Source organism: Rhizobium sp. MHM7A (genome assembly GCF_005862215.1).
GTDB lineage: Bacteria > Pseudomonadota > Alphaproteobacteria > Rhizobiales > Rhizobiaceae > Rhizobium > Rhizobium bangladeshense.
In genome coordinates, this window is the sequence record NZ_VCHT01000007.1 from 156,189 (window position 1) to 170,575 (window position 14,387).

Annotated in this window: 13 protein-coding genes and 1 pseudogene; 7 read left to right on the top strand and 7 right to left on the bottom strand. The window is 61.5% G+C overall.

What is annotated here, in order from left to right:
• Nucleotides 1-63 precede the first annotated feature (63 nt).
• Nucleotides 64-1,008 (top strand): GlxA family transcriptional regulator, encoded by a 945-nt coding sequence (locus FFR93_RS22740; protein ID WP_138394868.1) that lies wholly within the window; start codon nt 64-66, stop codon nt 1,006-1,008.
• A 35-nt stretch (nt 1,009-1,043) separates the two neighbouring features.
• Here FFR93_RS22740 and FFR93_RS22745 read toward each other — a convergent pair.
• Together FFR93_RS22745 and FFR93_RS22750 are read right to left on the bottom strand one after the other, a co-directional pair.
• Nucleotides 1,044-1,852: pseudogene (locus FFR93_RS22745) on the bottom strand (phytanoyl-CoA dioxygenase family protein).
• A gap of 235 nt (nt 1,853-2,087) precedes the next feature.
• A complete protein-coding gene (locus tag FFR93_RS22750) occupies nt 2,088-2,984 on the bottom strand; it encodes a LysR substrate-binding domain-containing protein (RefSeq protein ID WP_138394870.1) in 897 nt (298 codons plus the stop codon).
• A 115-nt stretch (nt 2,985-3,099) separates the two neighbouring features.
• Between FFR93_RS22750 and FFR93_RS22755 the strand changes: the two genes are divergently transcribed.
• Both FFR93_RS22755 and FFR93_RS22760 read left to right on the top strand, forming a co-directional pair.
• Nucleotides 3,100-3,519, top strand: a complete 420-nt coding sequence (locus tag FFR93_RS22755; RefSeq protein ID WP_064712171.1) for a tautomerase family protein — start codon at nt 3,100-3,102, stop codon at nt 3,517-3,519.
• Nucleotides 3,516-4,070 (top strand): DUF4865 family protein, encoded by a 555-nt coding sequence (locus FFR93_RS22760; RefSeq protein ID WP_138394871.1) that lies wholly within the window; start codon nt 3,516-3,518, stop codon nt 4,068-4,070. The genes FFR93_RS22755 and FFR93_RS22760 overlap by 4 nt, the downstream gene beginning before the upstream one ends.
• A 2-nt stretch (nt 4,071-4,072) precedes the next feature.
• Here the strand turns inward: FFR93_RS22760 and FFR93_RS22765 are convergent, their stop codons facing one another.
• The 3 genes from FFR93_RS22765 to FFR93_RS22775 form a co-directional block, all read right to left on the bottom strand.
• Entirely contained in the window at nt 4,073-4,708 is a 636-nt protein-coding gene (locus FFR93_RS22765) for a LysE family translocator (protein ID WP_064708750.1), read from the bottom strand.
• 124 nt (nt 4,709-4,832) lie between these two features.
• Nucleotides 4,833-6,272 (bottom strand): pyruvate kinase, encoded by a 1,440-nt coding sequence (pyk, locus tag FFR93_RS22770; protein WP_064712174.1) that lies wholly within the window; start codon nt 6,270-6,272, stop codon nt 4,833-4,835.
• Complete coding sequence (locus FFR93_RS22775; RefSeq protein ID WP_138394872.1) at nt 6,272-6,757, bottom strand: DUF1036 domain-containing protein; 486 nt, start codon at nt 6,755-6,757, stop codon at nt 6,272-6,274. The genes pyk and FFR93_RS22775 overlap by 1 nt, the downstream gene beginning before the upstream one ends.
• Nucleotides 6,758-6,956: 199 nt before the next feature.
• Here FFR93_RS22775 and FFR93_RS22780 point away from each other — a divergent pair, with 199 nt between their 5' ends.
• The 3 genes from FFR93_RS22780 to FFR93_RS22790 all read left to right on the top strand — a co-directional run bounded on the left by FFR93_RS22780 (nt 6,957) and on the right by FFR93_RS22790 (nt 8,432).
• Complete coding sequence (locus FFR93_RS22780; RefSeq protein ID WP_138394998.1) at nt 6,957-7,745, top strand: N-formylglutamate amidohydrolase; 789 nt, start codon at nt 6,957-6,959, stop codon at nt 7,743-7,745.
• A 26-nt stretch (nt 7,746-7,771) separates the two neighbouring features.
• A complete protein-coding gene (locus tag FFR93_RS22785; RefSeq protein ID WP_138394873.1) occupies nt 7,772-8,077 on the top strand; it encodes a DUF1244 domain-containing protein in 306 nt (101 codons plus the stop codon).
• 91 nt (nt 8,078-8,168) lie between these two features.
• Nucleotides 8,169-8,432, top strand: coding sequence for a DUF2312 domain-containing protein (locus FFR93_RS22790; RefSeq protein ID WP_008533181.1), 264 nt, complete (start codon nt 8,169-8,171; stop codon nt 8,430-8,432).
• Between the two features lie 157 nt (nt 8,433-8,589).
• Here FFR93_RS22790 and FFR93_RS22795 read toward each other — a convergent pair whose 3' ends face one another.
• Entirely contained in the window at nt 8,590-10,431 is a 1,842-nt protein-coding gene (locus tag FFR93_RS22795; protein WP_138394874.1) for a DUF882 domain-containing protein, read from the bottom strand.
• A gap of 178 nt (nt 10,432-10,609) precedes the next feature.
• Entirely contained in the window at nt 10,610-12,154 is a 1,545-nt protein-coding gene (locus tag FFR93_RS22800) for a sigma-54 dependent transcriptional regulator (RefSeq protein WP_064708745.1), read from the bottom strand.
• Between the two features lie 207 nt (nt 12,155-12,361).
• Between FFR93_RS22800 and FFR93_RS22805 the strand changes: the two genes are divergently transcribed.
• Nucleotides 12,362-14,218 (top strand): M3 family oligoendopeptidase, encoded by a 1,857-nt coding sequence (locus FFR93_RS22805; RefSeq protein WP_138394875.1) that lies wholly within the window; start codon nt 12,362-12,364, stop codon nt 14,216-14,218.
• Nucleotides 14,219-14,387 lie beyond the last annotated feature (169 nt).

A 14,387-nucleotide genomic window follows, 5' to 3' on the forward strand; every position in this document is an offset into this window, starting at 1 on the left:
ACGCGGGATTGCCGACGTCCTGAATGTCATATATACCACTTTTTAGGACGTTGGAGCTTAGCCATGCAGCACATCGCTTTCTTGCTCTATCCCGGCTTCCAGATCATGAGTCTGGCGGCCGTCTCGGTCTTCGAGTTCACCAATCTCGAACTCGGCCGGAAGGCTTATGACATCGCCCACATTTCTGAGGCTGGCGGAGTGCTGCGCACCTCGCTCGGCATGCCGATCGAGACCGAGCCTTTTGGTGATCCGGCCTTCGACACGCTGATCGTCGTCGGCGCACCCGACCTCGTCTTGCCGAAGCCCAGCGAAAGCGCCTTCATGCGTGCCGCATTGGGCGCCTCTCGTCGTATTGCTTCGATCTGCACCGGAGCCTTCTACCTTGCCGAAGCCGGCATTCTCGACGGCCGCCGCGCGACGACACATTGGTGCCTTGCCCGCGAAATGAAAGCGCGTTACCCGAAGATCCGGGTGGAAGAAGACCGCATCTTCATCATCGATGGTTCGGTCTGGACATCCGCCGGAATGACAGCCGGTATCGACTTGGCGCTGGCGATGGTCGAAAAGGATCACGGCATCGAGGTCGCCCGCGCCGTCGCGCGCATGCTCGTCGTCTATCACCGCCGCGCCGGCGGCCAGTCACAGTTTTCCGCGCTGCTGGAATTGGAGCCGAAATCAGACCGCATTCAGAAGGCGCTCGACTTCGCGCGCAAGAATTTGAAATCGCAGCTGTCCGTCGAAGAGCTGGCGGAAGCCGCTCATCTCAGCCCCCGCCAGTTCAGCCGCGCCTTCCGCTCCGAAACCGGCCAGTCCCCCGCCAAGGCCGTCGAGAACTTGAGGCTCGAAGCCGCCCGGCTGATGATGGAGCAGAGTCGCCATCCGATCGACGTGGTCGCCGACGAGACCGGCTTCGCCGACCGCGAGCGCATGCGGCGAGCCTTCCTGCGTGCCTTCGGTCAACCGCCCCAGGCCATCCGCCGCAACGCTCAGCAGCAGTACCAATCGTGAGGCGTCCGGCCCGCGGCCGAATGCCTGATCGGCCGTCAGCAGGGATCGTGAAGCGCCCGCCGGATCGCCACCTCGACCGGCGAATAGTTGCCGTCTTTCCGCTCCAGCCTGTAGGGCCGCGTGAGGCCAAGCGGTGGCTGCGCCATGAAACGCGGCGTAGTGCCGCGATGTTTCTGCGCCGCATGCACCAGAAAGGGATGGCAGAGATAGACAGTGCCTGCCTGCCCCGTCACCAATGCCAGCGGACGATCCGCGCCCATGGTTTCGAGATCCATGTGCGAGCGGCCAGCTTCGCCCGCCGGTGCGAGGTAGCGCGCCATATCCATATGCGAACCCACTCTGATGCGGGTCGGCGCATCCTCCTCGCCAACATCGGAAAACAGAAACAGCATCAGCAGCGCCCGGCCGCGCGAGGTGATGTTCACTCGCCAGGTCGAAAAATCCTGCTGTTCATTCGCGTCGCAATTCTCGCCGGGAAAGCTCAGATCGACATGCCAGCCGGCATCGCCCGGGTCATCGGGATGTGGAAAGCGCACCGGAAAACTGCCGAGCCCGTCACGCCGGACCCAGCGCCCAATGCCGACGAGCTGGTCGAAAGCAGCATGCAGGACCGGCGTGTTGGCGGCTGCCGCGAATGGCCCTCCGCCATAACCCGGAAGCCGGATCACTGGCCTTGTCCATGTCGCGGGATCGTCAGGAGCGCAGGGGATGTCGCACCACATGATGGCGCGTGCTTCTTCGGCCAACTCGCGTGGAAAGGCTCTGTCGATTCGGACAAATCCGTCGCGGAGAACCCTTCGATCTCGGCTGCGGTCAGCGCCGGCGGATAATGTTCATCGGTCATGAAAACTCTCTGTCGTAAACCTCTCAAGCCGGATTACCGGGCGGAGGTTGTTTCGCTCCACGACCAAGAACCAGCCGAAGCTGGTCTGCGGTCGCGTCTCCAAAGGCCGGGGAGGCAAGACCTGCCCAAGGCAGCGAAGTCAGCGGCTCAAGAAGAGGACCGAAGCGATATTGGCAGTGAGCATCTTCATAATGGGTGAGGTTATAGGCCTGCGCCCGAAGGGTCAACGAAGATATCAGCCACTTGTCCCGCGCAGGGCCTCATGCACGGACTCCAGTAGGAGCGCGCCAAGCCGCGCTCCAGCCGGCTGCAGTTCGGCCTCCGCCCGGTGCAGAACCAAGCCGAGCTTCGGCAAGTCAGGCAGGCCGACCGCTTCGGGCGCAAGTGGCCGGACTTTGGCCGGCAGGCCGATTGGCGTGCGGATGGTGAGCCCGAGGCCCGCCGCCGCGGCCGCCCAGAGACCGCCGAGGCTGGGACTAACGAAGGCGAGCCGCCAGGATATGCCCGCCTCATCGAGTGCCCGGGTCGCCGCAGTTCGCATCAGGCACGGCGCCTCCAACGAGGCGAGCGGTACGGATTCGCCGCTTGCCGCATGCCAGCCCGGCAGCCCCTCCGCAGGCCCGATCCAGCGCATCGGCACCTCGCCGATGCGCTCGCAATGAGCCGTCAGCGTGCCGTCGCTCCAGGCGAGCGCCAGATCGAGCTTGCCCGAAGTGACGCGCTCCAGCAGTTCGGCATTGCGCACCACCCGCGCCTCGATGCGCACCTTCGGATGAGCCCGCGCGAAACGGCCGAGCACCTCGGGCAGCAGATTTTCGCCGAAATCCTCCTGCAAGCCGAGCCGCACCCAGCCTTCCAGCTCGGCGCTGTGGACGGCCGCAGCCGCCTCGTCGTTGAGCTCCAGCAACCGTCTGGCATAACCGAGCATCGTTTCGCCGGCGTCGGTCAGCGCGAGCCCGCGCCCCGCCTTGCGGAAGATTGGCGTGCCCGCCTGCTCCTCCAGCTTCTTCAGCTGCGCACTGACCGCCGACGTCGAACGCCCGAGCTTTTCTGCCGCCTTGGCGAAATTGCCGAGCTCCATGCCGGTCGAAAAGGTTCGAAGCACATCGAGATCGAAGATCGTCCGTCGCATCAACAGTTCCGTTATTTAGGATAATTTGTCCATAAAATTCTGATTTTCAGTATCATCCTGTGCTGCGATGATGCTGTTGTCAAGGCCGCCGGACGGCCGAACCATGGAGATCCCAATGCCCTTCGTTCGCATCTCTCTTCGCAGAGGCAAGTCACAGGAATATCTCGCTGCCCTCGCCGACAATGTCCAGCGCGCGCTGGTCGAAACCTTCGACGTGCCTGAGAACGACCGCTTTCAGGCCATCCATCAGCATGATGAAAATGAACTGATCTTCGACCGCAGCTATCTTGCCGGACCGCGCTCGGACGATTTCGTCTATATCTCGGTCACGATCGGACGGCCGCGAACGGCTGAGATGAAGGCAGCGCTCTATCGTCGGCTCGCCGAACTGCTGGCGCAATCGCCGGGCATCCGGCCGGAAGACGTGATGATCGTTATCAGCACCAGCGCGCCCGAGGACTGGTCCTTCGGCGACGGCATCGCCCAGATGACTGATCCTGACTGGCGACTGCGTGCAGTAGAGACACGGCCATGATCGCTATGCAATACGGCTTCACCCTGCCCGCCGACTACGACATGTCGATTATCGAGCGCCGCATCCGCGAAAAAGGGCCACTTCTCGACGGCTTCCCCGATCTCGGCTTTAAGGCCTATCTCAGCGCCCGGAAGGACAAATTCGGCAGCCGCGACAATCTCTACGCGCCCTTCTATCTCTGGCAAAGACCGGAGGGAGCAAGCGACTTTCTCTGCGGCCCAGGTTTCGAGGCACTCACCGGCGCCTTCGGCTGGCCGCAGGTGAGTACCTGGATTGTGTGGCAAGCGGAAGTCTCGCCCGAGATTGCGGCGTCCAGGTTTGCCATCCGCGATATCATTCAGACCCAAGCCTATGCGTCGCTTGCCGATCTTCGCCGGGCCGAAAACGCGGAGGCCGAAGCTGATCGGGCAAGAGGTGCGCTCGCCTCCGTCTCCGGTTTCGAACCGACGACATGGACGCGCGTACGCTTCAGCCTATGGAAAGATATGCCTGAGATAGGCAGGCACACGCAGACCTATCGAGTCGGCCACCTATCGCTGCCTCGGCCCTGAAATCAAACCGTTGCCCGGCGGTAGAGGGCAAGCGACCCGGCAAGGGCGAGCAACGCGCCGCCGCAGGCCCGCTCCAGCCATAAGGCGCCTGACGTTTTCAGAAAACGGACCGCCTGCGAGCCGAAGAAAGCGTAGCCGAACATGATGATGAAATCGAGCACAGCGAAGACTAGGGCGAGCAGCATAAACTGCGCCGCCTGCGGCTGGGTGGGATCGATGAACTGCGGCAGAAAGGCGGAGAAGAAGAGATAACCCTTCGGGTTCGTCGCGGCGACCATGAAACTCTTCAGCCCGATCGATAAGGCCGATCTCATGGCCGCCGCCTCATCTGATTTCAGCGCCGCATCGATCGTGCCCTTCGAACGCAAGAGCATAATGCCGAGAAAAGCGAGATAGGCAGCACCCGCCCATTTGAGCATCGAGAACCAGAATTCCGATGCCGCAAGCAGCGCACCAAGCCCGACAGCCACAGCGCCGATCAGCACGAAATCCGAAAGAACCGCGCCGACCATTCCGGCAATCGCGCGGCGCCACCCGTGCCGCGAGCCATTTGTCAAAGCCAGCAGCACCGTCGGCCCTGGCGTCGCGATACCGACGAAAGAAACGGCCGCAAAAGCCAAAAGAGTGACGACATCCATGGTGATCCCTCCAAACCCAGGATCGAGACTTGCATGCCCTGCATCCCTTGGCAATGCCTCGTCACATGGACAAAAGAGCTCGCCGCCTCTTCAGGCAGCGGGCTTCATCACGGATGCGATGGGATCAGATGCCGCTCTGGCCGTCCGAACCGATATAGGCAATGCGGAGCATGTTGGTTGCGCCCGGCGTGCCGAGCGGCACGCCGGCCGAGATGATGATGCGATCGCCGGGCTTGCCGAAGCCTTCGTCGGCCACGATGCGGCAAGCGCGGTTGACCATATCGTCGAGATCGGTCGCATCGTGGGTGACGACGCAATGGAGGCCCCAGACGATGGCAAGCCGGCGCGCTGTCTTGATGATCGGCGACAGCGCCAGGATCGGCACCTGCGGACGCTCGCGCGAGGCGCGAAGGCCCGTCGTGCCGGACGATGTGTAGCATACGATCGCCGACAGCTTCAGCGTCTCCGCGATCTGGCGGGCGGCAAGCGAGATCGCGTCGGCGCCGGTCGCTTCCGGCTGGGCGCGCTGGGCATAGATGATGCCGGGATAATGCGGCTCGCGCTCGATGGCGCCGGCAATCGACGCCATGGTCGAGACAGCCTCGACGGGATAGTCGCCGGAGGCCGATTCGGCCGAAAGCATGACGGCATCGGCCCCTTCGAAAACGGCCGTCGCGACGTCGGAAACTTCGGCGCGCGTCGGAACCGGCGCGGAGATCATCGATTCCAGCATCTGCGTGGCGACGACCACCGGCTTACCAGACCGGCGGCAGGCGCGGATCAGTTGCTTCTGGATGCCGGGAACGGATTCGAGGGGCATCTCAACGCCGAGATCGCCGCGGGCGACCATCAAGGCGTCGGAAAGCTCAATGATCTCCTCGATGCGCTCGAGAGCCTGCGGTTTTTCGATCTTCGACATCAGGCCGACGCGGCCGCGGGCAATCTTGCGCACTTCGGCAAGGTCGTCCGGACGCTGGACGAAAGAAAGCGCCACCCAGTCGACATCATCGGTGGCGAGCACGGCGTCGAGATCGGCACGGTCCTTGTCGGTCAGTGCGCCGACGCCAAGCAGCGTGTCGGGAAGGCTGACGCCCTTGCGGTCGGAAATGCGCGTGCCCGAAATGACCGTCGTGACGATGCTCTTGCCGTCGCACTTGTCGGCGCGCAGGCAGAGCTTGCCGTCGTCGATCAGCAGGCGGTGGCCAGGCTGCACCGATTCCAGGATCTCGGGATGCGGCAGGTAGACGCGTGTGGCATCGCCGAGCGCTTCGTTGTTGTCCAGCGTGAAGGTCTGGCCAGGTTTCAGGTCGACCTTGCTGTCGGTAAACTTGCCGACGCGCAGCTTCGGCCCCTGCAGGTCGGCGAGAATGCCGATCGGCCGGCCGGAGCGCGCCTCGACCGAGCGGATGCGCTGGATGAGCGTTCGCATCAGGTCGTGGCTCGCATGGCTCATATTGATGCGGAAGACGTCGGCACCGGCCTGGTGCAGCTTCTCGATCATCGACTCCTCGGATGAGGCGGGCCCGAGGGTGGCGAGGATTTTAACTTTGCGATTACGCTTCATCAATTCTGACTTTCTTGCGTCCCTGGGGTGTCGGAGAGTTGAACCATCCAGCTGCCCTGGCGGCCCGTGTCATATTCCTTGAATCCCATCTTCTGGTAACCCCGGGCATAACAATCCTGCACGCCCGAGATCTTGAATTCGTTTTCCGCCACGCACATCTGCACGTCCCCCGTCCATCGTCCCCCGCGGGCAGCGTCCTCTGCGTAGAGGTAATAATAGCGCGACTGCAATTCTCCCTCGATCAGAGTGGCGCAGGTCGTTGCCGGCACCTGCCACCAACCTTCCGTGATCCAGCCGTCCTTGGCCCTGTATCCGATCGCCACCCCAACCAGATTTTGGGTTCCGTTGCAGACGCGAAAATCGGCGCGTGCGGCATCTGCATTGAAGAACGGCATGGCGGCTGCAAGAGCAAACAGGGCGAGTCGGACCAACGGTCCGGACCGCGTGAGGAAACTTGGCGCGGCTTGAATCAACACGGCTCCCAAATAGCTCCACGGTTATTCGTATCCGTGTCTTCTTGCGCCGCCGTCATCCGAAAGTCAACGCAATGCTAATCGATTATATTTCCTTTCATAACCGTCCGCTGAGGTTCATCTCCGCTCCCGCCGCCTGCTGCGCTTGAACCGGTCGCGGGCGCATGCAATCACTGGGCGCGACTGCGCAATGACCAACGGCGAATCCTTCATGGACGACTTCCAATCCTTCGAAATCATACCCGGAAAACATGACAGAGGCATGGTGATCCTCGCCGATCACGCGATGAACCGCCTTCCCGCCCGATATGAAAGGCTCGGCCTGCCAGAATCTGCCTTTACCCGTCACATCGCCTACGACATCGGCATCGAGGGCCTGACGCGACAGCTTGCAGCGAAGCTCGGCATACCGGCAGTGCTCGGCGGTTTCTCGCGCCTGCTGATCGACCCTAACCGCGGGGAGGACGACCCGACGCTGATCATGAAGATCTCGGACGGCGCCGTCATATCAGGCAATCACCCGATCACGCCGCAGGAATGGAATTACCGGATCGAAGCCTTTCATCGACCCTACCACGATGCCGTCGCAGACACGATCGACACGGTGGCGAATAGCACCGGCAAGGCACCGCTGGTGCTGTCGCTGCACTCTTTCACGCCGGCGTGGAAGAGCATTCCCCGACCTTGGCACGCAGCCGTCCTCTGGGACAGCGACCGGCGCGCCGTCGGCCCGCTACTTAACATGCTGCGCGCCGATCCCGATCTCATCGTCGGCGACAACGAGCCCTATGACGGCGCTCTGAAGGGCGATACCATGTACCGCCATTGCATGGTGACAGGCATTCCGCATGCCCTGCTCGAAGTGCGTCAGGATTTGATCACTGATGAAGCAGGCATATCGGCATGGGCGGGGCGCCTGGCCCCGATCTTTACGGCGATGAACGCCGATCCGGCCTTGCACGAATACGACGTCCACCCGTCGCGCACCGGCCCCTATTGAGGTCCACGGAATGAAAGGAGAGCGAGATGACCGCGCTCAGCAGGGAACAACAGACCGAATTCGAAGCCGCAGCCTTCCGCCGTCTGGTTGCACATCTTCGTGACCGCAGCGACGTCCAGAACATCGACCTGATGAATCTGGCAGGCTTCTGCCGCAACTGCCTTTCGAACTGGTACCGCGAGGCCGCCGAGGCCGGAGGTGTCCCAGTCAGCCGGGACGAATCGCGCGAAATGGTCTACGGCATGCCCTATGAGGACTGGAAGAACCTCCACCAGAAGGAGGCTTCGCCTGTGCAAAAGGCTGCTTTTGAGCTGAACAAGACACACAAATAGTCCGCTTGGCCTCTAACAGGCTTGACCGTGACGTCGCTTCGCGGCAGTCACGTGCATCCAAAATTGATCACCGGAAAATCAGGAGAACACGATGTCTGATGCTCATGGCGTCGCCCGCGATCAGCTTCGCGCTTTCATCGAGCGCATTGAAAGGCTGGAAGAAGAAAAGAAGACCATCGCCGACGACATCAAGGACGTCTATGGCGAAGCCAAGGGAATGGGCTTCGATACCAAGATTCTGAAGAAGGTCGTGGCGCTGCGCAAGAAGGACGAGCAGGAGCGCATGGAGGAGGAAGCAATCCTCGATACCTATCTGCATGCTCTCGGAATGATCGAGGCGCCGCCGGAAGGCTGATTCGCAGACATCGCCGCTTCGACAAGCCGCCGCCTTCGGCGGCTTTTCTTTTGCGCAAGCGCCCGGAAGTGTGCCGCGGCTTCCTCGCCGGCCGAAGCAACCAAAGAAAAACCGCCGGGGCACCCCAGCGGTTTCGATTCTCCCAGGATCGACAGGCTCAGTTCGTGTTGAACTTGCGCACTTCCATGAAGTTGACGGCCGTGCCGCTGAAGCGGGCCGGATCGACCGAGGCAGTCTTGAGGTTGAAGCCCTCGGCATAGACCGCGGTCGGCTGGGCGCGCATCGTCTGGCTGACGAAGCGCGGCGCCTTGACCTGCTTGGACGCCATTTCGACACGGGCATTGGTCAACGCCCATTGCGAAATCATCTTCTCCGTCAGCTTCGGCTCGGTGCGAACCGTCGCGCGGCTTGCATCGGCTGCGGCGGCTTCCTTCTGTGTCGGACGGCCGCCCTTGGTCGGAAGGGCCTGCGGCGCGGGACCCTCCGCAGCCGGGGCGTCGAAAGCATCGCCGAAGCTCGCCGATTTCGTCGCAGGCGCCAAGGCAGCGAGCTGCAACGACGGCTTTTCAGCAGGCGTATTTTGCGGCATCGCGGCGGCGATTGCCTGCTCCACGGTCATCTCAGGCTCATGCGAGGCGACTTGGCTTTCCGCATCCTTGTTCTGCTGCTCGAGCGCCTCGGCGATGGCAGGAGACAGTCCGCCATCCTGATCGGCCTCGTCTGCCTCCGCTTCCGGATCGGCATCGGCTGCAGCAAGCAGATTTTCGGCAACGGCAGGGCGCTCGACCGGAGTCGGAACCGGCATTCCGTTTTGCAGGTTCGGATCCACCGACGCGACCTCGGCGTCACCCGGCGCGCGGCGCTGCCCGAGAAGCGAGGGAACGGGAATGCTATAAGCGCTGAGATCGGCGAATTGCTCCGGCTGGACCTGATCGGTCGGAAGCGCAGAGGCAAGGGCCTGCTGCGCTGCATTACCCGAAGACGGCGCCACCAGCGCAGTCGCCATTTGGCTGCCGGCCGGCTGATTGCTGAAGGCCGGACGAACCTGCGGCACCGGCGCGTTCACGGCTGCGACCTCGGTCTGCTGCGGCTCGGCAGGAGCGGCCTCGGCCTTCGGCGGTGTCGCCTTGGCAACCGCGACAGGAGCCGAATCATCCGTCTCGTCTTCCTGCTCGTCCGCCCCGCCGCCAAACAGCGCCGCAAACAGCGTCTTGTGCTTTGGCGCCGATTCGGAAGCGCTGGCGATCTCGATCTGCGTGCCATTGACGCGGCGCTTGTAATCGGCCATCGCCTGCTGATAGCCGGGCAGCGGCTTGCCGTCGGCGGGAATGTGAATGGTATTGCCGTTCGGGAAAAGCCGGACAAGCTCGTCGCGGCTCATCCGCGGCCAGGCGCGAACGCCGCCGACATCCATGTGTACGAAGGGTGAACCGGATTTCGGATAGAAGCCGACGCCGCCGGCCTGCATCTTCATGCCGATGGCGCGCAACGTTGCAAGCTTGACGTCGGGAATGAAGAAGTCCATCGCCTTGCCGAGCATGTGCTGGCTCTTTTCGGCGACGCCGGATTTGCGCGAGCGGCCGCGCAGCATTTCATTGGTCGCCGGAGAACGGAACCCGCAGACGACATTGATATAATCTCTCGAACCGCTCTGGCGATAGACTTCCCAGATCAGGTCGAACAGGCGCGGATCCATCTTCGTCGGCTGGTTCTTGCGCCAGTCGCGCAGGAAGCGGTTCAACTGCTCCAGACCCTTGGGGTCGAACTTACCGTTCCGCTTATAGGTAATGACAGCTTTTTCGCCGGTATGGATGAAATAGAGCTTGAGGCTGCGGGTATCGCCCGCTGCCTCGGAAGGCGTACTGACGAATACCGGCGAGGAAACCGCAAGCGCAAGAAGGGCGGCCCCTGCCGTCCTTACTGCCTTTCCGCAGATGTCGGCGCACAAAGAACGCCAGCTCAAGCGCGAAGGCTTGGAATTCCCATTCAGATTCGGCAACTCGATCCCCGTCAGACAGACAATGTCCCGTACTGTCTCAGATGACTGTCAAATGCGGTCACACGATGGCAAAAATGCCACACATGATCAACCTTTTCTTTACATAGTGAACGAGCCACTAACAAGTGGTTTATGATCAGTAACAAATCGTGGTTGCCCGAGTCTTAATAAATAAGGCCTAAGCCGCATCTTTCTGGGGATTATCGGGATCTATGCCGTAATCTTTGAGCTTGCGATAAAGTGTGGATCGGCCGATGCCAAGCTTGCGAGCCACTTGACTCATCTGCCCGCGATAGAATTTCAGTGCGAATCGGATGAGTTCCTCCTCGACATCGGCAAGCTTGCGCACGTCTCCGGAGGGATTGACACTGGCAATCGCATTTTCCGAAACTTCGGAAAGGCGGTGGTGCACCTCGGCGGGCGGCGACGTCCGGAAGTCCTCTCCATAGCCCTCGTCGGGATCGAGGCCGGTATTGTCGGCAACGAGCGCCAGGTGGTCCACCACTTCATATTCCGGAAGCTGGGCGGCGATCTGCGGGAAATCCGCCTCCGTCAGCTCCGGCCCTTCGGCGAGAACGACCGCGCGGAAGATCGCATTTTCGAGCTGGCGGATATTACCGGGCCAGTCATAGGCGGTCAGCAGCGCCAGCGCACCTGAGTTCACGGTCATGCGGCGGCCGTTCTTCTGCTCGCTTGAGAAGCGGTCGGTAAAGACGCGCACCAGATGCGGGATGTCTTCCTTGCGCTTGCGTAGCGCGGGAATGGTGATCGGGAAGACGTTGAGGCGATAGTAGAGGTCCTCGCGGAAATGGCCGTTCTTGACCTCTTCGATCAAATCCTTGTTCGTCGCAGAGATAAGCCGCACATTGACCTTGTGGGCGGTGCGCGCGCCGACGGTCTCGATCTCGCCCTGCTGCACGGCGCGCAGGAGTTTCACTTGCACCTCGAGCGGCAGGTCGCCGATCTCGTCAAGGAAGATGGTGCCGCCATCGGCTTCCATGAACTTGCCGATGTGACGTTCGGTCGCGCCGGTGAAGGCGCCCTTTTCGTGACCGAAGAGGATGCTTTCAACGAGGTTGTGCGGGATCGCCCCGCAATTGACGGTGACGAACGGTTTGTTGGAGCGTTCGCCGCCGGATTGGATAGCCCGCGCCACCAGTTCCTTGCCGACGCCGGATTCACCTTCGAGCACGACGGGAATATTCGATTGCGCGGCCCGCTGGGCAAGATCGATGACGCGGATCATCGCCGGACTTGCCGAAACGATGTCATCGAACCCGACCGAGCCCGAGCGCGACCGGCGTCCGGCCCGCGCCCTCACCTCGCGCTGGTCGAGCTTCATCGCATTCGCGATCGAGGTTGCGATCCGTTCGGGCGAGACCGGTTTGACAACGAAATCGAAGGCGCCGGCGCGCATCGCCTGCACCACTGTCTCGATACCGCCCTGGCCGGTCTGCACGATAACGGGGATCTGCGTGCCGAATTCGTGAAGCGCGTCGAGAAATTCGAGGCCGGTCATCTCGGGCATCATCAGGTCGAGCACGATGACATTGAAGAGGCCACTGTCACGCTTGACCATCTCCAGGCCGATTCGGCCGTTTTCCGCTTGGTGCACGACATGGCCGTGACGCTCGATTGCGTTCTTGAGCAGGCGCCGCTGCACCGGGTCGTCCTCGACCACGAGGATTTGCCCTGCTCCCTTGAGCTCATTGTAACCGGTCATTGTCGCCTCACTTCATGCGAAACCCTGGAGCGCACTCTGGCAGAAAGGCTTGAACATCCAGTTTTGAGAAATAATTGCATTTTAACGATTGCGAGAGCGCGATTTCGTGCCGAAGCGAGGCCTTTTATGCGCCGAAAAGCCCTTGATGCCGGGCCCTCTCACGCTTATTCAAACAGACCTGTTATAAAGTGGAGAGGAATTGCGCCCATGAAAATCGAGCTCCCGCACGCCGGCTTTTTTTTCTCGCCAACAGCGCCAGCCGGGGCGGCGGCCGATCCGGCGCTCGGCGACCTGCCGGTCTGGAAGCTGCAGGATCTCTATCCTTCCGCCACCTCGACCGCCTTCGTCGCCGACATGGAAAAGGCCGGCAAGGCCGCAATCGCCTTCGAAGAAAAGTGGAAGGGCAAGCTCGCCGAAGCTGCGGCAAAGACCGGCGCCGAAGGCATCGGCACAGCGCTGAAAGAATATGAGGCGCTTGACGATATCATGGGCCGCCTCGGCTCCTTTGCCGGCCTTACTTATTTCTCCGACACCACCAATCCGGCAAACGGCAAGCTCTACGGCGACGTGCAGGCCAAGATCACCGAATTCTCAGGCCATCTCCTGTTCTTTGCGCTCGAACTGAACCGGATCGACGACGCCGTGATCGACGCCTGCATCGCCAATGACCCCGATGCCGGTCATTACCGCCCCTGGCTGATCGACCTCCGCAAAGATAAGCCGTACCAGCTCGATGACAGGCTGGAGCAGCTCTTCCTCGAAAAGTCGATGACATCGTCCTCCGCCTTCAACCGCCTCTTCGATGAAACCATGGCGGAGCTCCGCTATGAGATCGATGGCGAGAAAGTGCCGCTCGAGGTGGCGCTGAACATGCTGCAGGAGAAGGATCCGGAGGTGCGCCGCAAGGCGGCCATGGCGCTCGCCGAAACCTTCAGGGCGAATATCCGCATCTTCACGCTGATCACCAATACGCTTGCCAAGGACAAGGATATCTCCGACCGCTGGCGCGGCTTCGAAGATATCGCCGACTCCAGGCATCTGGCAAACCGCGTCGAGCGCGAGGTTGTCGACGCCTTGGCCGCAGCCGTTCGGGAAGCCTATCCCCGCCTGTCGCATCGTTATTATAAAATGAAGGCGAAATGGCTCGGCATGGAGCAGATGAACTTCTGGGACCGCAACGCGCCCCTTCCGGAAACGTCGAGCGCCGTGATCTCCTGGGCCGACGCGAAGGACACGGTGCTATCGGCTTACGGCAATTTCGCCCCCGAAATGGCTGATATTGCCAGGCGCTTCTTTGACGAGCAGTGGATCGATGCCCCGGTTCGCCCAGGCAAGGCGCCCGGCGCCTTCGCCCATCCGACGGTTCCCTCCGCCCACCCTTACGTGCTCGTCAATTATATGGGCAAGCCGCGCGACGTGATGACGCTTGCGCATGAACTCGGCCACGGCGTCCACCAGGTTCTCGCCGGTGCGCAGGGTGCGCTGATGTGCCAGACGCCGCTGACACTTGCCGAAACCGCTTCCGTCTTCGGCGAGATGCTGACCTTCCGCGCGCTCCTGGAAAAGACGACCGACAGACGCGATCGCAAGGCGATGCTCGCCCAGAAGGTCGAGGACATGATCAATACGGTCGTGCGCCAGATCGCCTTCTATGAGTTCGAGCGCCAGCTGCACACTGCCCGCAAGGCAGGCGAACTCACCGCCGACGACATCGGCGAACTCTGGCTCTCCGTCCAATCGGAAAGCCTCGGACCGGCTATCAACATTTCCGAGGGCTATGAGACCTATTGGGCCTATATCCCGCACTTCATCCATTCGCCCTTCTATGTCTACGCCTATGCGTTCGGCGATTGCCTGGTCAATTCGCTCTATGCCGTCTACCAAAAGGCCGAGAAGGGTTTCCAGGAGAAATATTTCGAACTGCTGAAGGCCGGCGGCACCAAGCATCATTCGGAACTCTTGAAGCCTTTCGGCCTCGACGCCACCGATCCGTCGTTCTGGAGCCAGGGCCTGTCGATGATCGAAGGGCTGATCGACGAGTTGGAAGCTTTGGACCGAGCGTAAGGCTCAGCCAAGACCAGAAAGAGCGAATGTGATGGTAGGCTATTGATCCGCCAGCCGCATTCTGCAACGTCCACGAGGAACCATGACGGCAGCCCCCTCTCCCTCATCCCTGTCCTCTGTGATTGCCGATGTCTCGGCCTGCCGCGAAAAAAACAAAACACTTGCCAGC

Coding starts and splice junctions, on each gene's coding strand:
- FFR93_RS22740 (WP_138394868.1), top strand. CDS start 64: ATGCAGCACATCGCTTTCTTGCTCTATCCCGGCTTCCAGATCATGAGT.
- FFR93_RS22750 (WP_138394870.1), bottom strand. CDS start 2,984: ATGCGACGGACGATCTTCGATCTCGATGTGCTTCGAACCTTTTCGACC.
- FFR93_RS22755 (WP_064712171.1), top strand. CDS start 3,100: ATGCCCTTCGTTCGCATCTCTCTTCGCAGAGGCAAGTCACAGGAATAT.
- FFR93_RS22760 (WP_138394871.1), top strand. CDS start 3,516: ATGATCGCTATGCAATACGGCTTCACCCTGCCCGCCGACTACGACATG.
- FFR93_RS22765 (WP_064708750.1), bottom strand. CDS start 4,708: ATGGATGTCGTCACTCTTTTGGCTTTTGCGGCCGTTTCTTTCGTCGGT.
- pyk (WP_064712174.1), bottom strand. CDS start 6,272: ATGAAGCGTAATCGCAAAGTTAAAATCCTCGCCACCCTCGGGCCCGCC.
- FFR93_RS22780 (WP_138394998.1), top strand. CDS start 6,957: ATGGACGACTTCCAATCCTTCGAAATCATACCCGGAAAACATGACAGA.
- FFR93_RS22785 (WP_138394873.1), top strand. CDS start 7,772: ATGACCGCGCTCAGCAGGGAACAACAGACCGAATTCGAAGCCGCAGCC.
- FFR93_RS22790 (WP_008533181.1), top strand. CDS start 8,169: ATGTCTGATGCTCATGGCGTCGCCCGCGATCAGCTTCGCGCTTTCATC.
- FFR93_RS22800 (WP_064708745.1), bottom strand. CDS start 12,154: ATGACCGGTTACAATGAGCTCAAGGGAGCAGGGCAAATCCTCGTGGTC.
- FFR93_RS22805 (WP_138394875.1), top strand. CDS start 12,362: ATGAAAATCGAGCTCCCGCACGCCGGCTTTTTTTTCTCGCCAACAGCG.